Origin of the sequence: Bacillus sp. 2D03 (assembly GCF_003946765.1) — a bacterium.
GTDB classification, from domain to species: domain Bacteria; phylum Bacillota; class Bacilli; order Bacillales; family Bacillaceae_G; genus Bacillus_A; species Bacillus_A cereus.
On record NZ_RPSJ01000009.1, the window covers coordinates 191,762 to 212,660 of the forward strand.

Consider the following 20,899-nt stretch of genomic DNA (forward strand, 5'->3'; position numbering starts at 1 on the left):
TCTAGTATGAAGAAAAAAGCAGGCCTTTTATTATCATTAACATTAGCAGCAAGTACAGTTTTAGGTGCATGTGGTAACTCGGATAAGGCGAGCAGTGACAAGAAAGACACGAAAGACAATAAAGACTTCAAGGTTGGTCTCGTAACGGATGTTGGGGGCGTTGATGATAAGTCATTTAACCAATCTTCTTGGGAAGGGTTACAAAAGTTTGGTAAAGATAATGGTTTAAAAGAAAAGACAAATTATCGTTACCTTCAGTCTGAAAAAGAAGCTGATTATATTCCGAATTTAAAAAAATTCTCGAAAGATAAATATGATTTAACATTCGGAATTGGTTATAAATTAGAGGGTGCAATTAAAGAAGTAGCAAAAGAATCGTCAAAACAACAATTTGCAATCGTAGATACTGTTGTAGATGCACCGAACGTAACGAGCATTACGTTTAAAGATCATGAAGGATCATTCCTTGTAGGTGCGGTAGCAGCTATGTCAACAAAATCAAATAAAGTAGGATTTGTTGGTGGAATGAAAAGTGATTTAATTAGTAAATTTGAAAATGGATTTAAAGCTGGTGCAAAGGCAGTAAATCCAAACATTGAAATCGTATCTGAATATGCAGAAGCATTCGATAAGCCTGAAAAAGGTACAGTTCTTGCTTCAGCAATGTATGGTCAAGGCGTAGACGTAATTTATCATGCTGCTGGTGGTACAGGTAACGGTGTGTTCACAGAAGCGAAAAACCGTAAGAAAAAAGGTGAAAATGTTTGGGTAATCGGTGTTGACCGTGACCAACATCAAGAAGGTATGCCTGAAAATGTAACATTAACTTCAATGATTAAACGTGTTGATGTAGCAGTAGAAAAAGTAGCTAAAGAAGCAAAAGATGGGAATTTAAAAGGTGGGAAAATTGAAGAGTTTGGCTTAAAAGATGACGGTATTGGTATTTCAAAAACAACTGATAACGTGAAAAAAGTTAACCCTGAAATTTTAACAAAAGTAGAAGAGCTTGAAAAGAAAATTACAGCCGGTGAAATTAAAGTGCCAGCTACAGATAAAGAGTATAAAGAATACGAAGCTTCTCTAAAAAAATAAATAGAGAAATAGCAAAGGTTAGTTCATAGAACTAACCTTTGTATGTATAAAACTTCCGAATTGCTTAATAAGTTAATAGTGTAATAGGGAATGTTCCCTGTTAAAAGGAGGAACACAATGGAATACGTAATTGAGATGAATAACATTACGAAAGTATTCCCAGGCATTGTAGCGAATGATGATATTACGCTGCAAGTAAAGCAGGGTGAGATACATGCTTTACTTGGAGAAAATGGTGCAGGGAAATCCACATTGATGAATGTACTATTTGGTTTGTACCAACCAGAGCAGGGTGAAATTAAAATTAAAGGTAAACCTGTAAAAATCACAAATCCGAATATAGCAAATGACCTTGGTATTGGAATGGTCCATCAACACTTTATGCTTGTTCATAATTTTACAGTTACAGAGAATATTATTCTCGGAAATGAACCGAAGAAAAAAGGGAAAATTGCTGTTGAGGATGCTGCTAAAGAAATTCAAAAACTGTCTGAACAATATGGTTTGGCTGTAGATCCATATGCGAAAATACAGGATATTTCAGTTGGTATGCAACAGCGTGTTGAGATTTTGAAAACTCTTTACCGCGGTGCAGAAATTTTAATATTTGATGAACCGACAGCTGTGTTAACACCACAAGAAATTCATGAGCTAATTCAAATTATGAAAAAGCTTGTACAAGAAGGAAAATCTATTGTTCTTATTACACATAAGTTGAAAGAAATTATGGAAGTTTGCGATCGTTGTACGATTATTCGTAAAGGAAAAGGGATTGGAACGGTTGACGTTGCAAATACGGATGAAAATAAACTTGCAGAATTAATGGTCGGACGTCAAGTGAATTTTAAAACAGAAAAAATAGACGCGAAGCCAAAAGAAGAGGTACTTTCAATTGCAAACCTTGTTGTTCACGATGCACGTCAACTACCTGCTGTAAAAGGCCTTGACTTAACTGTTCGTGCGGGGGAAATTGTTGGGATTGCAGGGATTGATGGAAACGGACAAAGTGAATTAATAGAAGCGATTACTGGTTTACGAAAAGTTGAGTCAGGTTCTATTGCAATTAAAGGAAAAGAAATAACAAATTGGCCTGTTAGAAGAATAACAGAAGAAGGAATTGGTCATATTCCAGAAGATCGTCATAAACACGGACTCGTTCTTGATTTTTCTGTTAGAGATAATATAGTTCTTCAAACATACTATAAAAATCCGTTTTCAAAGAAAGGGATTTTAAATTTCAGCAAAATTACAGAAAAAGCAAAGGCTCTTATTGAACAGTTTGATGTACGTACACCTAGTGAGCAAACGTTAGCACGCGCTCTATCTGGGGGGAATCAACAAAAAGCAATTATTGCACGTGAAGTAGACCGAAATCCAGATTTATTAATTGCGGCACAGCCAACACGTGGTTTAGATGTAGGAGCAATTGAATTTATTCATAAGAGATTAATAGAGCAAAGGGATAAAGGAAAAGGTGTATTACTTTTATCATTAGAGTTAGATGAAATCTTAAATGTTAGCGATCGAATTGCTGTTATTTATGAAGGGGAAATTGTAGCAATAGTTGATGCGAAAGAAACGAATGAACAACAGCTTGGATTGTTAATGGCTGGAGGAACAAAGAAGGAGCAGGTGGGGACAAATGGCTAAAAAGCTTTTAACAGAACGAACGATAAATATTTTAGTCCCAGTACTATCCGTTATTTTCGGCTTACTTGTAGGAGCGATTGTAATGCTAGTTAGTGGCTATGATCCAATTGTTGGTTATAGTGCACTTTGGACAGGAATGTTCGGCAGCGCAAGTGCGATTGGTGAAACGCTCCGTACAATGATACCGCTTATTCTTGCTGGCTTATCGGTGGCGTTTGCATTTCGTACAGGTTTATTTAATATCGGGGTAGAGGGTCAATTGTTAGTTGGTTGGCTTGCAGCGGTTTGGTTCGGTTATGCAGTCTCACTACCAGCGTTCCTTCATATTCCATTATCGATTTTATTTGCCGCATTGGTGGGCGGAATTTGGGGCTTCATTCCGGGATATTTAAAAGGGAAGTTTCAAGTGAATGAAGTTATTGTAACTATTATGATGAACTATATTGCGTTGTATGTAACGTATGACATCATTAAGCGTTTCTTACATGCGGGTAATGACAAAACGTATGATATTAAAGAGAGTGCGTCACTATCTTCAGACTGGCTTGCTTCTATTACTGATGGTTCACGTCTACACTGGGGAATTATTGTAGCAATTTTAATCGCTATTTTAATGTGGTTCTTATTAGATCGAACAACTTTAGGTTACGAATTAAAGTCTGTAGGATTTAATCAGCATGCTTCTCAATATGCAGGTATGAAAGTTTCTCGTAATGTAGTATTCTCTATGACAATTGCTGGTGCATTTGCGGGGATTGGTGGAGCGATGGAAGGATTAGGGACATTCCAGAGTATGACAGCGATGTCTTCGTTTACAGGAGTAGGATTTGATGGGATTGCCGTAGCATTACTTGGAGGGAATAATCCGTTTGGTATAATCCTTTCAGCTTTATTATTTGGTGGTTTGAAAAGTGCTTCCCCTCAAATGAACTTTGAGGCAGATGTACCGTCAGAGCTTATTAATGTAATTATTGCATGTATCATCTTCTTTGTTGCATGTAGTTATGTGTTAAGATGGGCGCTTACACGCATGAGCAAGGAGGGGAAATAAATGAGCTTTTTAGATATATTAGCCATTCTTGTGACGGGTACGTTATATACATCGGCACCTATCATTTTCACAGCACTAGGTGGTGTATTTAGTGAACGATCGGGTGTTGTAAATATCGGATTAGAAGGACTAATGCTATTTGGTGCATTTATTGGAGTTGTTACAAACTTATTGATGGGTGATACTTGGGGAACGATGACTCCATGGATTGCGTTATTATTTGCGGCAATTGGTAGTGGATTATTTGCATTACTTCATGCGGTAGCTTCTATTACATTCCGAGCAGATCAAGTTGTAAGTGGTGTAGCCATTAACTTCTTATCTCTTGGTTTAACAGTATTTGCAATTAAGAAGATTTTTGATAAAGGGCAGACTGACTTTATTCAGTATCGTATTGAAAAGATTGATATTCCAGGCCTTTCGGATATTCCGGTTTTAGGGAAAATATTTTTCTCGAACGTACCAATAACGTCGTATATTGCCATTATTTTAGCATTCGTTGTTTGGTATGTTATTTATAAAACACCGTTCGGTCTTCGTCTACGTGCTGTTGGTGAACACCCAATGGCAGCGGATACGATGGGGATTAATGTATATGAAATGCGTTATATTGGAGTCTGTATTTCAGGAGTGTTTGCTGGAATTGGTGGAGCGATTTTTGCAATGTCAATTTCTAATAACTTCTCAGGGGCAACTATTACAGGACAAGGTTTCTTAGCTTTAGCTGCTATGATTTTTGGGAAGTGGAATCCACTAGGCGCATTAGGTGCAGCTCTATTCTTTGGTTTTGCGCAATCTCTAAGTGTAACGGGCGGAACAATTCCTGTATTAGATCAAATTCCAAGTGTTTTATTAACGATATTACCATATGTATTCACAATATTAGCGCTTGTTGGTTTTGTAGGTCGTTCTGAAGCTCCGAAAGCATTAGGAACTCCTTATGAAAAAGGAAAACGATAAGTATTTTATAAGTATAAAAAAGCTCGCACATTAGTGTGGGCTTTTTTACATAGAATATATTTAATACGGAATTTTACTATGTTCCTTACATATTAAAGTTTTTAGAAAGAATCATATGTAAGCATAATAAGGGAGAAAAGTTGATTTTTTATTTCTAAAAACTGTATATTGAAGAGGAATATTCCTATATACGTAAAGGAGGGCTATAAATGAAACTAATGGAACAACAACTACATGAGTTAGATGGTTTGCGCGTACATATTATTCCGACTGATAAATATAAAACGAATACCTTTGTATTTCGTTTTAAAGCGCCTTTAAATGAGGAGACGGTGACAGAGCGTGCCCTATTGCCATACGTATTGCAAAGTGCGACAGAAAAATTACCTTCTGTAATTCGTCTTCGTCAATATTTAGAAGAATTATACGGATCTTCTTTAGCGGTAGATGTAAGTAAAAAAGGGGAAGACCATATTATCTCCATTTATGTAGACATTGCAAATGAATTTTACTTACATGATGCACCACCGTTATTTGAAAAAGCGCTTTCTATGTTGTCAGATATTGTGTTACATCCAGCAACGGAGGGCAACGGTTTCCTATCTTCTATCGTAGAAAGTGAAAAAAGAGCACTGTTACAGAGAATTGAAGCTACTTATGACGATAAAATGCGTTATGCAAACGAGCGTTTAATTGAAGAAATGTGCAAAGTAGAACCGTATCGTTTAAGTGCAAATGGAAAAAAAGAGAGTGTTATGTCTATTACAAATGAAAGTCTGTATCAATATTATCAAAAGGTGTTAGCGGAAGATGAAATGGATCTATATATTATTGGGGATATTTCAGAAAACGCCGTTGATCTTGTAAGTAAGTATTTTTCTATTTCAGCTCGTCCAGTGAGAGAAAGAAATGTACTCCTTCATAGACGAAATAATGAAGAAAAAGAAGTTGTTGAAAAACAAGAATTAAAACAAAGTAAATTACACATCGGTTATCGTACATTTGTCACATATAAAGATGAAGATTATTTTGCATTGCAATTGTTCAATGGATTGTTTGGTGGCTTTTCTCATTCGAAGTTATTCGTAAATGTGCGTGAAAAAAATAGTTTAGCGTACTATGCAGCATCGCGCTTTGAAAGTCATAAAGGTTTATTATTTGTTATGTCAGGAATTGAAGCGAAAAATTATGAAAAAGCAGTTGAGATTATTAAAGAACAAATGCTTGCGATGCAAAACGGAGAGTTTTCTGAAGAAGAAATACATCAAACAAAAAGTGTCATCCAAAATCAAATATTAGAGGCAATTGATACACCACGTGGCTTTGTAGAAATGCTATATCATGGTATTATTTCAGATCGTACACGTCCAGTTGAAGAATGGCTTACAGGTATAGAAAGTGTGACAAAAGAAGAAATTGTAAAAGTTGCTAAAAATATTGAACTAGATACAATTTACTTTTTACAAGGAACGGAGGGAGAGTAAATGGAGAAAATTGTTTATGAGCAATTAAAAGAAACACTCTATTATGAAAAACTTCCTAACGGATTAGATGTATATGTTTTACCGAAACAAGGATTTAATAAAACATTTGCGACGTTTACTACGAAATATGGTTCTGTAGATAATACATTTGTACCATTAGGGAAAGAAGAAATGATTCGTGTGCCAGATGGGATTGCACATTTTCTTGAGCATAAATTATTTGAAAAAGAAGATCACGATGCTTTCCAATTGTTTAGTAAACAAGGAGCATCGGCAAATGCTTTTACATCCTTCACACGAACAGCTTACCTTTTTTCAGGTACTTCAAACGTAGAACAAAATTTAAATACATTGCTAAACTTCGTACAAGAGCCCTATTTCTCTGAAAAAACGGTTGAAAAAGAGAAGGGGATTATTGGGCAAGAAATTCAAATGTATCAAGATAACCCAGATTGGCGTTTGTACTTTGGGTTAATTGATAGCTTATTTGTAAAACACCCAATTAAAATTGATATTGCGGGGACAATCGAATCTATTAGTAAAATTACGAAAGATTTATTATATGAATGTTATGAAACATTTTATCATCCGAGCAATATGTTATTATTTGTTGTGGGTGCAATTGATCCAGAGAAAACAATGGATTTAGTACGTGAAAATCAAGCGAAAAAAGATTATAAAAACCAGCCAGAAATTGTGCGTTCATTTGAAGAAGAACCAAATGAGGTAAATGAAAAGAAAAAAATTATTTCAATGCCTGTGCAAACGCCGAAATGTTTAGTTGGTATTAAAGCGACTAATTTAAAAGAAAAGGGGCAAGCGCTTTTAAAACAAGAAATTGCGCTTACGTTACTTTTAGATTATTTATTTGGAAAAAGTTCGGTTCATTACGAAGCTTTATATAATGAAGGACTTATTGATGATTCATTCTCGTATGACTATACAGAAGAAAATAACTTCGGTTTTGCAATGGTTGGTGGTGATACGAAACAACCTGATGAATTGGCAGATCGTTTAAAAGATATTTTATTAAAAACAGATTATGATCAATTAGATGCGGCGGCATTAGAACGAGTGAAGAAAAAGAAAATTGGTGGTTTTTTACGCTCTTTAAATTCACCAGAATATATTGCAAATCAATTTACACGATACGCGTTTAATGAATCTAGCCTATTTGATGCATTGACTGTATTAGAAGGACTAACCGTTCAAGACTTACAAGAAGTAGCGGGATTATTGTTATCAGAAGAAAAAATGAGTGTTTGTCAGGTGTTACCGAAAAAATAATCTTTTAAAGATACCCTCATCTTATCATTGAAAAATTGTAAGATGAGGGTATTATTTAGTTGTGTGAAAATTGAAGTTGTAGAGATAAGAGAGGGAATTTATGAAAAAGTATGCGTTAGTAACTGGAGGGAGCGGAGGGATTGGCTCTGCTATTTCGAAACAATTAATTCAAGATGGATATACAGTTTATGTTCATTACAATAACAGTGAAGAAAAGGTATTGGAATTGCAGAAGGCATGGGGAGAAGTTATCCCTGTTCAAGCTAATTTAGCTTCTAGTGATGGAGCAGAACGATTGTGGGGACAAATTGAACATCCTATTGATGTTATTGTATACGCAGCGGGGAAGAGTATTTTTGGATTAGTAACAGATGTAACAAACGATGAATTGGATTATATGGTAGAACTTCAAGTGAAGAACGTATATAAATTACTTTCTATGGCACTTCCGCCTATGATCGGGAGAAGAAGTGGTAATATTGTAATTGTTTCATCTATATGGGGACAAATAGGGGCTTCTTGTGAAGTACTTTATTCAATGGTAAAAGGGGCGCAAAATTCATATGTGAAAGCTTTAGCGAAAGAAGTTTCTTTAAGTGGATTACGTGTGAATGCAGTAGCACCAGGAGCAATTGAAACGGAAATGTTAAGTGTTTTTTCTGAAGAAGATAAAATGGGAATTGCTGAAGATATACCATTAGGTAGAATAGGATTACCAGAAGAAGTAGCGAAAACAGTTTCATTTCTCGTATCACCAGGAGCGTCTTACATAACTGGACAAATTATCGGAGTGAATGGCGGTTGGCACTGCTAAAAAATTCTTACATAAAAAATGAATAGTTGCACAAATTAAGGATGATTTTATTACTCAATAGTGAGGTGCTTAATTATGTCAGTATTAGATAATTTTGATCAGTGGAAGAGCTTTTTAGGAGAACGTTTAGAGCAAGCGCAAGACAAAGGTTTAGATGGCGGTGCGGTATCAGATATGGCATTTCGTGTTGGCGACTATCTTGCTAATGAAGTAGAAGGACGCAATGACCAAGAGAAATTATTAGCTGAGCTTTGGAAAGTTGCTGATGAACAGGAGCAACATACAATTGCAAATTTAATGGTTAAGTTCGTACAACATAAGTAAAAGTAGAGAGGAGATTCTCCTCTCTACTTTTTTTGTATAATAATTACACAGGATAGATTATACATTTAGCTTCCCTATTAGGGTGAAATCATATAATATAGTACGTAGGTGTAAAGTAAGCAAGGGGAGTGATCTTGGATGATTGAATGGTATTTTGAATATGAAATACATAAAAACCGACCTGGCTTGCTTGGTGACGTTTCTTCGTTAATCGGTATGCTCGGCATTAATATTGTCACAATTAATGGTGTAGATAATGCACGACGTGGGTTACTCCTCATGTGTGATAATCAAGAGCAAATCTCTAGACTTGAATCAATTTTAAATACGATGGATAACATAACGGTAACGAAATATCGTCCGCCCAAGCTAAGAGATAAGCTAGCGGTTAGGCATGGTAGGTATATACAACGAGATGCAGATGATAAGAAAACATTTCGATTTGTGCGTGATGAATTAGGCTTACTTGTAGACTTTATGGCAGAAATCATGAAAAAAGAAGGCCATAAACTAATTGGGATACGCGGAATGCCTCGTGTCGGAAAAACAGAATCCATTGTTGCTGCAAGTGTTTGTGCAAATAAAAGGTGGTTATTTGTATCATCTACTCTTATTAAGCAAACTGTTCGCAGTCAATTAATTGAAGATGAGTATAGCGATGACAATATTTTCATCCTAGATGGAATTGTGTCAACGAAGCGTGCTAACGAAAGACATTGGCAGCTCGTTCGTGAAATTATGAGATTGCCTGCAACGAAAGTTGTGGAACATCCTGATGTATTTGTGAGTCAGTCAGAATACACATTGGATGATTTTGATTATATTATCGAGTTGCGTAACGATTATGATGAAGAAATTCAATATAATTTAGTAGATGAAATTGAGCAAGGTACGCAAAATAATTTCTCTATGTTTGACTTTTAAAGAAATATTGAGGTGTTAGTAGTGACGGAATTGGGACAAAAGCTGAAAGAAGCAAGAGAAGCGAAAGGCTTGACTATTGATCAGCTGCATGAGATTACAAAAATTCAAAAACGCCACTTAGTGGCAATTGAAGAAGGCAATTATGATGTATTGCCAGGAGCTTTTTATGCGCGTGCATTCATTAAACAATACGCAGATGCGGTTGGATTAAATGGAGAGGAACTGCTCGTAGAACATCAGAGTACGATACCACAATCTGAAAAGCGTGAAGTTCCACAAGTATCAACGGGACAAAAAACACAAGAAACAATGCAAAAATCTTCATCATGGCCAATTGCAGATCACATGCCGAAAATCTTAGTTGCGCTGTTAGTCATCGCAGTTGGAGTGGTAATCTGGTTTGTGTTTCAAGCGTTAACTGGAAAAGATGATGAAAAAGTTCCAAGCGCTCAAAGTGAGAAAATTGAAGTTCAAAAAGCGAAAGATTCTCCGTTAGATACAAAGAAAGATGAAGTGAAAGCGGAAGAGCCAAAAAAAGAGGAACCAAAGAAAGAAGAACCAAAGAAAGAGGAGCAACCAGCACAACCAACTGGACAGCAAGAAGTGAAAGTAGTTGGAACAACTGGAAAGGTATCTACTTTGGAAATTCATAATAATAAAACATTAGAACTGGAAATTTCAGCTAAGGGTACAAGTTATGTAGATGTTAAGGATGATGCGGGTAACGAAATTCTAAACACTACAGTACAAAGCGGTCAAATAGAGAAACGCGATGTATCAACATTAAAAGAAGTACGACTTAATATTGGAAGTGCACCGAATGTTGAAATTAAACTGAATGGCCAAGTGCTTGCTTTCCCGTTAGATCCACAAAAAGAATATCACCAAAGATTGGTGATTAAAAACCAAGGGATAGAGCAACCAGCACAATAACAGTCATCGCTTCGATGACTTTTTTTCGATGAACAAATGTTTTTGATATGATGGAGGAATAGCTGTGAATTTACCAAATAAAATTACAATATCTAGAATCTTCTTAATTCCAATTTTTATGGTAATTATGTTAGCGCCCTTTGATTGGGGTTCATACAAAATTGGTGATGTTGATTTGCCAATTCAACATTTAGTGGGGGCACTTATCTTTATCATTGCTTCAGCTACAGATTGGATTGATGGACATTACGCAAGAAAGTATAATCTTGTAACGAATTTAGGGAAGTTTCTTGACCCGTTAGCTGATAAATTGCTTGTTTCGGCAGCACTTATTACATTGGTAGAGATGCAATATGTACCGGCTTGGATTGTTATTGTAATTATCAGTCGTGAGTTTGCGGTAACTGGTTTACGTCTTGTACTTGCTGGAACAGGGGAAGTAGTTGCAGCAAATCAGCTAGGGAAAATTAAGACATGGACACAAATTATTGCGATTGCAGCATATTTATTACACGATGTACCTTTAAATTTAATCCATATTCCAGTTGCGGATATCTTCATATGGATTGCATTAATCTTTACTGTTATTTCAGGATGGGATTATTTCTGGAAAAATAGAGCTGCTTTTGTAAACTCAAAATAGAAGTTTATGGGGGAATTGGGATGAATGCTGAGATTATTGCGGTTGGAACTGAATTATTACTTGGACAAATTGCAAATACAAATGCCCAGTTTTTATCTGAAAAGTTAGCTTCAATCGGAATTAACGTGTACTATCATACTGTTGTTGGTGATAATAATAAGCGACTGCAAAAGGCGATTGAAGCTGCGGAAGAACGTGCTGATATACTTATTTTTACAGGTGGATTAGGACCAACAAAAGATGATTTAACGAAAGAAACGATAGCTGCTAGTTTAGATGAAGAGCTTGTGTATGATGAAAAGGCATTAGCCTTAATAAGTAATTACTTTAAGCGTACAGGCCGTGAATTTACGGAGAATAATAAAAAGCAAGCGCTCGTTTTAAATGGAGCAACAGTATTTGCAAATAACCACGGTATGGCGCCAGGTATGGGGGTAAATAAGAACGGAAAAGTTTATATTTTATTACCAGGGCCGCCAAAAGAAATGAAACCAATGTATGTAAGTTACGTAGAGCCTTTTTTACGTAATTTTACAACAGGAGAAAACATTTATTCTCGTGTGCTTCGTTTCTTTGGTATTGGGGAGTCCCAATTAGAGGTGAAAGTGCAAGATTTAATTGATGGACAAACAAACCCAACAATTGCCCCGTTAGCAAATGATGGAGAAGTGACATTACGTTTAACCGCTAAGCATCAAAATGTTAGCGAAGCGGAGAAACTAATTCAACATGTGGAAGATTTGATTTTAGAAAGAGTAGGAGAATTTTTCTACGGATATGACCAAGAATTTTTGCATTATAAGGCAATCGAGTTATTGAAGAGAAAAGGGTTAACTTTAGCGTGTGCAGAAAGTTTAACAGGTGGTCTTTTTGGAAATCAAGTAACTGAAAACGCTGGTGTTTCTTCTGTATTTAAAGGCGGTGTCATTTGTTATCATAATGATGTGAAGCAACATGTTTTACGTGTGCCTGAAGAAGTATTGCATACTGATGGTGCAGTTAGTAAAGAATGTGCTCGTTATCTTGCTGAAAATGTTAAGGATGTATTAAAAGCGGATATCGGAATTAGTTTCACTGGGGTAGCAGGGCCAGATGCTTCAGAACAGAAAGAACCAGGAACAGTATTTGTTGGGCTTTCGATTAAGGATGAGCCAACTGTAGTCTTTCCTCTTAATTTAAGCGGAAGTCGTCAACAAATTAGAGAACGAACAGTAAAATATGGATTTTATCATTTATATAAAAAGCTAGAAGAGATATAAGTTTCTTCTAGTTTTTTTTACGGTTAAATTTAGATATTATTTGATGGAAAATAAAAAAATCGAATAAATGTTCGATTTTTGTTGGCAAATTGAATTGAAAATAGGTATAATAAGATTAGCAATTCAGTTAAGGAGGAATTTTGAATGAGTGATCGTCAAGCAGCGTTAGATATGGCGTTAAAACAAATAGAGAAGCAATTCGGTAAAGGTTCAATTATGAAATTAGGAGAACAAGCGGAGCGTAGAGTTTCTACGGTTTCTAGTGGTTCTTTAGCACTTGATGTGGCACTAGGAGTAGGCGGATATCCACGTGGCCGTATTATCGAAATTTACGGACCTGAAAGTTCAGGTAAAACGACAGTTTCATTACATGCAATTGCAGAAGTACAACGTCAAGGTGGACAAGCAGCATTCATTGATGCGGAGCACGCAATGGATCCTGTATATGCACAAAAATTAGGCGTTAACATAGATGAATTACTATTATCACAGCCTGATACAGGGGAGCAAGGATTAGAAATCGCGGAAGCACTTGTACGAAGTGGTGCGGTTGACATTATCGTAATTGACTCTGTAGCAGCTCTTGTACCGAAAGCAGAGATTGAAGGCGACATGGGTGACTCACACGTAGGTTTACAAGCACGTTTAATGTCACAAGCACTTCGTAAGCTTTCAGGAGCAATCAACAAATCAAAAACAATTGCAATCTTTATTAACCAAATTCGTGAAAAAGTTGGGGTTATGTTCGGAAACCCAGAAACAACTCCGGGTGGTCGTGCGTTGAAATTCTATTCAACTGTCCGTCTTGAAGTGCGTCGTGCGGAGCAATTAAAGCAAGGTAACGACATCGTTGGTAATAAAACAAAAGTAAAAGTAGTGAAAAATAAAGTAGCACCACCATTCCGTGTTGCGGAAGTTGATATTATGTACGGAGAAGGTATTTCAAGAGAAGGTGAAATCTTGGATATGGCTTCTGAGCTTGATATTGTTCAAAAGAGCGGTGCTTGGTATTCTTATAATGAAGAACGCCTAGGACAAGGTCGTGAAAATTCGAAGCAGTTCTTAAAAGAAAATACAGATTTAAGAGAAGAAATTGCCTTCTTTATTCGTGAGCATCACGGAATTAGTGAAGATTCTGGTGCTGAGGGCGCAGAAGATTCAACTCTTCTTGATTAAAAAAATAAAAGACACGGTCTCGTGTCTTTTATTTTTTTATCTACTATTAAGGAGCATAATACTATAGATAAAAATATTTTTTGACTTCAAATGGGTTGTGTAAAGAAGGATATTTAAATATTTTAAGTAAAGAAATGGGAATTACTAAGGTTTTCCAGTATAATAGGCTCCTTACTTTTTAAATTTAGGTCACATTCAAGGCTGAAGGTAAAGAAAGTAAAAGTAGACAACGCTTGACAATGAAAATTACGATAGATACAATGAGAATGTATATTTTTTCTTATATACGATATACTCTTCTCAAGAAGAGAAGTAATATTCGGAGTAAGGTTTAAATCTTACCGAAATAATAATATGACATTTTAATTGTGAAATGAAGAAAGTCCCTTAAAAAAAGCGGGACGACGGTCTTTGCTGTATGTTGTAATTCAATGTACATGCCGACAGTCTTTTTTCATTCATAGCAAGGGGAGGTGAAATCATGAGTAGTACAGTTTGGATACTCATCTCCATTTTGCTTGCAACAACAGTCGGTGCAGTTGTTGGCTTTTTTGTTCGAAAGTCTATTGCTGAAGCGAAGATTAATGGTGCGGCTAATGAAGCAAAACGTATTCTAGACGAAGCGAATCGTGAGGCTGAAGCACTTAAGAAAGAAGCGCTTTTAGAAGCAAAGGATGAAATTCATACACTTCGTACAGAAGCTGAATTAGAAATTCGTGACCGTAGAAGCGAATTACAAAAACAAGAAAATCGTTTAATGCAAAAAGAAGAGAACCTTGATCGTAAAGACGAAACGCTCGATAAACGCGAGCAACAGTTAGAGAAGAAAGAGGAATCTCTTGTAGCGAGACAACAACAGATTGAAGAGTTGGAAAGCAAAGTGGGAGAGTTAGTTCAAAAGCAACAAACAGAATTAGAGCGCATTTCCAATCTGACACGCGAACAAGCGAAAGCAATTATTCTTGGTAAAGTAGAAAATGAAGTTTCTCATGAAATCGCTGTTATGGTAAAAGAAAGTGAAGTTCGCGCGAAAGAAGAAGCGGATAAGAAAGCAAAAGAGATTTTATCTCTTGCAATGCAAAGATGTGCAGCTGATCATGTTGCTGAAACAACCGTTTCGGTTGTAAATCTTCCAAATGACGAAATGAAGGGACGTATTATCGGGCGTGAAGGTCGTAATATTCGTACGTTAGAAACGTTAACGGGTATTGACTTAATTATCGATGATACACCAGAGGCGGTAATCCTTTCTGGATTCGACCCAATTCGTCGTGAAACAGCTCGTATCGCTCTTGATAAACTAGTACAGGACGGACGTATTCACCCAGCGCGTATTGAAGAGATGGTCGAAAAATCAAGACGTGAAGTGGACGAGTATATTCGCGAAGTCGGAGAGCAAACAACGTTTGAAGTGGGTGTTCATGGATTACATCCAGATTTAATTAAAATTTTAGGTCGTTTAAAATACCGTACAAGTTATGGTCAAAACGTCTTAAAACACTCTATGGAAGTTGCATATTTAACTGGACTTATGGCGGCAGAGCTTGGCGAGGATGAAAAACTAGCAAGACGTGCAGGTCTATTACATGATATCGGAAAAGCGATTGACCATGAAGTAGAAGGAAGCCACGTTGAAATTGGTGTTGAACTTGCAACGAAATATAAAGAGCATCCTGTAGTTATAAACAGTATTGCATCTCACCATGGTGACACAGAACCAACTTCTATCATTGCAGTTTTAGTTGCAGCAGCAGATGCTTTATCAGCTGCAAGACCGGGAGCTCGTAGTGAAACACTTGAAAACTATATTCGTCGTCTTGAAAAGTTAGAAGAGATTTCAGAGTCTTATGAAGGCGTTGAAAAATCATTTGCAATTCAAGCAGGACGTGAAGTTCGTATTTTGGTAAAACCAGATACAATCGATGACTTAGAAGCTCATCGTTTAGCTCGTGATATCCGAAAACGTATTGAAAATGAACTGGATTACCCAGGACATATTAAAGTAACTGTTATTCGTGAAACACGTGCAGTGGAATACGCAAAATAAAGTGGTGAAACACCACTTTATTTTTTTGTGTTGGAATTGGATAAAATAAAGACAGTTAGCTATATAGCATAAAAGTGAAACAAACTTATAATAAAGATATTATAAGGAATTTACTTGATGCTATAGCAATAAAAAATGCAGTACATAGAAAGGGTAAGACATATGAGAATATTATTTGTTGGGGATGTAGTAGGATCTCCTGGTAGAGGTATGATTCAACAATACGTACCGGCATTAAAGAAAAAATATACGCCTACAGTAACAATCATTAATGGAGAAAATGCAGCAGGTGGGCGTGGGATTACAGAAAAAATATATCGAAACTTTTTAGAGTGTGGGGCGCAGGCAGTTACACTTGGAAACCACGCTTGGGATAATCGTGAAGTATTTGAATTCATCGATGATGCAAAATATCTTGCAAGACCAGCTAACTTTCCAGAAGGAACTCCAGGAAAAGGACTTATCTTTGTGAACTGTAATGGAACAGAAGTTGCAGTTATTAATTTACAAGGACGTACTTTCCTTCCTCCAATTGATTGTCCATTCCGTAAAGTGGATGAATTAATTAATATTGCGAAAAAACGTACGAATATTATATTTGTTGATTTCCATGCGGAGACTACAAGTGAAAAACAAGCGCTAGGTTGGTATGTAGATGGACGTGCTACAGCAGTAGTAGGTACGCATACGCATGTCCCTACAGCGGATAACCGTATTTTACCAAGCGGAACGGCATACATTACAGATGTTGGGATGACAGGGCCGTATGACGGAATATTAGGTATGGACAGAGAAGCAGTATTGAAGAAGTTTTTAACAAACTTACCAGTACGATTTGAAGTAACAAATGGTAGAACTCAATTAAGTGCAGTGTTAATTGATGTGGATCCAAATACAGGAAAAGCAAAGAAAATTGAACGTATTTTAATTAATGATGATCAACCATTTTTTGAGTAAATTTTCGTTAAATTTTAGATAAGTTATTATATTTTAATTTTTTAGAAAAATTACGAAAATTTAGCAGGAATACGCGCCATTCCTCGTGAATATAAGTTAAAGTGAAATAATTGCTAATACTTTTTAAAGAAACGAGGAGGAAACGCGGAATGGAAATATTAAAAGTTAAAGCAACGTCGGTCCCTAATTCTGTAGCTGGTGCACTTGCAGGTGTTATTCGCGAACGCGGAACAGCAGAAATTCAAGCTATTGGTGCAGGTGCATTGAACCAAGCTGTAAAGGCAGTAGCAATCGCAAGAGGATTTGTAGCGCCTAGTGGTTTGGACCTGATTTGTATCCCAGCGTTTACAGATATTATGATTGATGGCGAAGAGCGTACAGCAATAAAATTAATTGTAGAACCTCGTTAAGTTTAAACAACCTGTTTGCAGTATGCAAACAGGTTGTTTTTATAATGGAGGAATGAAAATGAAAATTTTTGATGCTCATTGTGACGTGCTTCTTCAGTTATGGAGTGCACAAGGGAAAAGGAATTTTAAAGATGATTCACAATTACATATTACATTTGAACAGTTAAAGAGAAGAAAAGGAAGTATACAATGTTTTGCTATATATGTACCAGAAACAGTGGCATATGAAAACCGATTTGAAGTAGCATTACAAATGGTAGATATTTTTTATAATGAAATTTTATCCCTACCAGGTGTGAAGTTTATTCAGACAAAAGATGATATTAACATATTAAAACAGGACGAGATTGGAGCGATATTAACAATAGAAGGATGCGAAGCAATTGGAAAAGATGCAATGAAATTACGGTTGTTGTATCGCCTAGGAGTACGTTCTTTTGGACTAACATGGAATTATGCCAATCTCTTAGCTGATGGTGCGCTAGAGACACGTGGGGCGGGTTTAACGACTTTTGGTAAACATGTTGTACAAGAACTGAATGCGTTACATGTATGGACTGATGTGTCTCATTTGAATGAAAGAAGTTTTTGGGATGTTATAGAGATTGCAAAAAATCCTATTGCTTCCCACTCAAATTGTATGAAACTTTGCGAGCACCCACGTAATTTAAACGATGAACAACTTAAAGCTCTTATAAAGCGAAATGGCATGATTGGTGTCACTTTTGTACCTCAGTTTCTAACAAATGAAAAACAAGCGAATGTAGCAGATATAGTAAGACATATCGAATATATTTGTTCATTAGGTGGAGAGCGCAATATAGGATTTGGTTCCGATTTTGATGGGATTTTAGAAACAGTTGTAAATGTATCAGCGTATCGAGATTATGAAAATGTAATGAATGAGCTTTGTAAACACTATGCTGCATCTACTGTAGAACGATTTTTATATGATAATTTTGTAGAACATATGAGTTTTTAAATTTCGATTTAAAATTCAGAAAAATCAAAATTAATTCATTTGATTTTATTGCTTTTTTTAAGACCTAATACTAGAATGAAAAACAAAATAGCTTTATACTAAAGATTCAGGGAAATCAGAAGAGGCATAATTTGCGTCCGTTGTAGTTTATTTGCATAAAAAATGCTAAACTATTACTGTAAAAAAATACACTACAATGAATGCAGCCAAAAGGGGTGTAGGAGATGATTAGTCAACTTTCATGGAAAGTTGGAGGCCAACAAGGTGAAGGAATTGAAAGTACAGGAGAAATTTTCTGTATTGCATTAAACCGATTAGGATATTACCTATACGGTTACCGCCACTTCTCATCACGTATAAAAGGCGGCCATACAAATAATAAAATTCGTGTAAGTACAACAGAAGTACGAGCGATCTCAGATGATTTAGATATTTTAATTGCTTTTGACCAAGAAACAATTGATTTTAATTTCCACGAACTACGTCCAGGTGGAATTGTAGTTGCGGATGCGAAATTTAATCCAACAATACCTGACAATACAGATGTAAATCTATATGTGATACCGTTTACAGATATTGCTTCAGAATTAGGCACATCATTAATGAAAAACATGGTTGCTGTTGGAGCATCAAGTGCAGTATTAGGATTAGATGAAACAGCTTATTTAGATGTTGTTGAAGAAATCTTTGGTCGTAAAGGAGAGCAAGTCGTTCAAAAGAATATGGACGCAATTAAACGCGGCTCTCAATATATGAAAGAATTACTAGGTGAGAAAGTAAACATGATGCAGCTTGAAAAAGCTGATGGTAAAAAACGCATGTTTATGATTGGAAACGATGCAATCGCATTTGGTGCGGTAGCTGGTGGTGCTCGTTTTATGTCAGCATACCCAATCACACCTGCATCAGAAATTATGGAATACTTAATTAAAAAATTACCGAAAGTCGGCGGAACAGTAATCCAAACTGAGGATGAAATCGCAGCTTGTACAATGGCAATCGGTGCAAACTATGCTGGTGTTCGTACATTAACGGCATCTGCTGGTCCTGGTCTTTCATTAATGATGGAAGCAATCGGTTTAGCGGGTATTACAGAAACCCCATTAGTAATTGTTGATACACAACGTGGCGGCCCAAGTACAGGATTACCAACGAAACAAGAACAGTCTGACTTAATGGCGATGATTTACGGTACGCATGGTGAAATTCCAAAAATCGTAATGGCGCCAAGTACAGTTGAAGAAGCTTTCTATGACATTGTAGAAGCATTTAACTTATCTGAAGAATATCAAGTTCCTGTTATTTTCTTAACAGATTTACAGCTTTCGTTAGGAAAACAAACAGTAGAACCACTTAAATTAGATAAAGTGGAAATTCGTCGTGGTAAGCTTGATTTAGAAGCAGAATTACCAGAACGTGAAAATAAAGCATACTTCAAGCGTTATGAAGTAACAGAAGACGGCGTTTCACCACGTGTTTTACCTGGTATGAAAAATGGTGTTCACCATGTTACAGGTGTAGAACATGATGAAACTGGAAAACCGTCGGAATCAGCAATAAACCGTAAAGATCAAATGGACAAACGTTTCCGTAAAATGGAGAACTTGAAGTTTAATACCCCTGTTTATAAAAATGTTAAGCATGAAGAAGCAGACGTATTGCTTGTTGGATTTAACTCAACTCGTGGTGCGATCGAAGAGGCAATGACGCGTTTAGAACAAGAGGGTATGAAAGTAAACCATGCTCATGTGCGTTTAATTCACCCGTTCCCAACAGCTGAAATCGATCCACTTGTGAAAAAGGCGAAGCGTGTTGTAGTAGTAGAAAACAATGCAACAGGTCAGCTTGCTAACATTATGAAAATGAATCTTGGTAATGGTGAGAAAATTTCTAGTCTTTTAAAATATGATGGAAACCCATTCTTGCCGAAAGAGATTTACAACGAATGCAAAAAAGGGGTTGTATTAAATGGCAACATTTAAGGACTTTCGTAACAGTGTAAAGCCAAACTGGTGCCCAGGTTGCGGAGACTTCTCAGTGCAAGCTGCAATTCAACGTGCGGCAGCTAACGTTGGCCTAAATCCAGATGAACTTGCTGTTATTTCTGGTATCGGCTGTTCAGGCCGTATTTCAGGTTATATTAATTCATATGGTGTGCATAGTATTCATGGTCGTGCCCTTCCGATTGCACAAGGTGTGAAAATGGCAAATCGTGATTTAACAGTTATCGCTTCAGGTGGTGACGGTGATGGATTTGCGATTGGTATGGGACATACAATCCATTCTATTCGTCGTAATATCGACATTACGTACATCGTAATGGATAACCAAATTTATGGATTAACAAAAGGGCAAACTTCACCACGTAGTGAAGCTGGATTTAAAACGAAAAGCACACCACAAGGTTCAATTGAACCATCACTAAATGTAATGGAAATGGCCTTAACAGCTGGTGCGACATTTGTGGCGCAAAGCTTTTCGAGTGATTTAAAAGAATTAACACAAATTATTGAAGCTGGTATTAACCATAAAGGATTTTCATTAATTAACGTATTTAGCCCATGTGTTACTTACAATAAAGTAAATACTTACGATTGGTTTAAAGAGAACTTAACGAAACTAAGCACAGTAGAGGGATATGATCCATCTAATCGCATGATGGCTATGCAAACTTTAATGGAAAATAACGGTTTAGTAACAGGGTTAATTTATCAAAATACTAAGCAACCATCATATCAAGAACTTGTTAAAGGCTATAGTGAAGAGCCTTTAGTGAAATCTGATTTAAATATGGATCAGAAAATGTTTGATGAGCTTGTTGCTGAATTTATGTAATGTAAGAAAAAAAGGTTGCCGATTTGGCAACCTTTTTTTATGTACAAAATATAGGGTAGCCTTATTTACTT

General features: G+C 36.3%; 19 protein-coding genes. All 19 read left to right on the forward strand.

Annotation, left to right across the window (positions count from 1 at the left end; all coding sequences use genetic code 11):
• The first annotated feature begins 6 nt into the window (after positions 1–6).
• Positions 7–1,092, forward strand: coding sequence for a BMP family lipoprotein (locus EBQ15_RS20735; protein WP_000725771.1), 1,086 nt, complete (start codon positions 7–9; stop codon positions 1,090–1,092).
• Between the two features lie 117 nt (positions 1,093–1,209).
• A complete protein-coding gene (locus tag EBQ15_RS20740) occupies positions 1,210–2,742 on the forward strand; it encodes an ABC transporter ATP-binding protein (protein WP_000456907.1) in 1,533 nt (510 codons plus the stop codon).
• Positions 2,735–3,793: an ABC transporter permease gene (locus EBQ15_RS20745; RefSeq protein WP_001085254.1), complete on the forward strand. Its 1,059-nt coding sequence runs from the start codon at positions 2,735–2,737 to the stop codon at positions 3,791–3,793. Before EBQ15_RS20740 ends, EBQ15_RS20745 begins: the two co-directional genes overlap by 8 nt.
• Positions 3,794–4,753 (forward strand): ABC transporter permease, encoded by a 960-nt coding sequence (locus EBQ15_RS20750; RefSeq protein WP_000008855.1) that lies wholly within the window; start codon positions 3,794–3,796, stop codon positions 4,751–4,753.
• A gap of 209 nt (positions 4,754–4,962) precedes the next feature.
• Positions 4,963–6,237, forward strand: coding sequence for an EF-P 5-aminopentanol modification-associated protein YfmF (gene yfmF, locus EBQ15_RS20755; protein WP_000772404.1), 1,275 nt, complete (start codon positions 4,963–4,965; stop codon positions 6,235–6,237).
• A complete protein-coding gene (gene yfmH, locus EBQ15_RS20760) occupies positions 6,238–7,524 on the forward strand; it encodes an EF-P 5-aminopentanol modification-associated protein YfmH (protein ID WP_000411983.1) in 1,287 nt (428 codons plus the stop codon).
• Positions 7,525–7,624: 100 nt separating this feature from the next.
• Positions 7,625–8,338, forward strand: coding sequence for an elongation factor P 5-aminopentanone reductase (gene ymfI / locus EBQ15_RS20765; RefSeq protein WP_000759607.1), 714 nt, complete (start codon positions 7,625–7,627; stop codon positions 8,336–8,338).
• A gap of 75 nt (positions 8,339–8,413) precedes the next feature.
• Positions 8,414–8,662, forward strand: coding sequence for a DUF3243 domain-containing protein (locus EBQ15_RS20770; protein WP_000114450.1), 249 nt, complete (start codon positions 8,414–8,416; stop codon positions 8,660–8,662).
• Positions 8,663–8,800: 138 nt separating this feature from the next.
• Positions 8,801–9,586: a DUF3388 domain-containing protein gene (locus EBQ15_RS20775; RefSeq protein ID WP_000574107.1), complete on the forward strand. Its 786-nt coding sequence runs from the start codon at positions 8,801–8,803 to the stop codon at positions 9,584–9,586.
• Positions 9,587–9,607: 21 nt separating this feature from the next.
• The gene (locus EBQ15_RS20780; RefSeq protein WP_000137475.1) at positions 9,608–10,519 is read left to right on the forward strand and encodes a helix-turn-helix domain-containing protein; all 912 of its coding nucleotides are present in this window, start codon (positions 9,608–9,610) and stop codon (positions 10,517–10,519) included.
• 64 nt (positions 10,520–10,583) lie between these two features.
• Positions 10,584–11,162: a CDP-diacylglycerol--glycerol-3-phosphate 3-phosphatidyltransferase gene (gene pgsA / locus EBQ15_RS20785; RefSeq protein ID WP_001052967.1), complete on the forward strand. Its 579-nt coding sequence runs from the start codon at positions 10,584–10,586 to the stop codon at positions 11,160–11,162.
• A gap of 20 nt (positions 11,163–11,182) precedes the next feature.
• Entirely contained in the window at positions 11,183–12,421 is a 1,239-nt protein-coding gene (locus EBQ15_RS20790; protein ID WP_000990695.1) for a competence/damage-inducible protein A, read from the forward strand.
• A 144-nt stretch (positions 12,422–12,565) separates the two neighbouring features.
• On the forward strand, positions 12,566–13,597 hold the full coding sequence (recA, locus tag EBQ15_RS20795) for a recombinase RecA (RefSeq protein WP_001283860.1): 1,032 nt from the start codon (positions 12,566–12,568) through the stop codon (positions 13,595–13,597).
• Between the two features lie 481 nt (positions 13,598–14,078).
• Complete coding sequence (rny, locus tag EBQ15_RS20800; protein ID WP_000099770.1) at positions 14,079–15,644, forward strand: ribonuclease Y; 1,566 nt, start codon at positions 14,079–14,081, stop codon at positions 15,642–15,644.
• A gap of 162 nt (positions 15,645–15,806) precedes the next feature.
• Positions 15,807–16,601, forward strand: a complete 795-nt coding sequence (locus EBQ15_RS20805; protein WP_001221095.1) for a TIGR00282 family metallophosphoesterase — start codon at positions 15,807–15,809, stop codon at positions 16,599–16,601.
• Between the two features lie 149 nt (positions 16,602–16,750).
• On the forward strand, positions 16,751–17,011 hold the full coding sequence (spoVS, locus tag EBQ15_RS20810; RefSeq protein WP_000404341.1) for a stage V sporulation protein SpoVS: 261 nt from the start codon (positions 16,751–16,753) through the stop codon (positions 17,009–17,011).
• Positions 17,012–17,069: 58 nt separating this feature from the next.
• Positions 17,070–17,993 (forward strand): dipeptidase, encoded by a 924-nt coding sequence (locus EBQ15_RS20815; protein WP_000688042.1) that lies wholly within the window; start codon positions 17,070–17,072, stop codon positions 17,991–17,993.
• Positions 17,994–18,217: 224 nt separating this feature from the next.
• Positions 18,218–19,975: a 2-oxoacid:acceptor oxidoreductase subunit alpha gene (locus EBQ15_RS20820; RefSeq protein ID WP_000625417.1), complete on the forward strand. Its 1,758-nt coding sequence runs from the start codon at positions 18,218–18,220 to the stop codon at positions 19,973–19,975.
• Positions 19,962–20,828, forward strand: a complete 867-nt coding sequence (locus tag EBQ15_RS20825) for a 2-oxoacid:ferredoxin oxidoreductase subunit beta (RefSeq protein ID WP_000190155.1) — start codon at positions 19,962–19,964, stop codon at positions 20,826–20,828. Before EBQ15_RS20820 ends, EBQ15_RS20825 begins: the two co-directional genes overlap by 14 nt.
• Positions 20,829–20,899 lie beyond the last annotated feature (71 nt).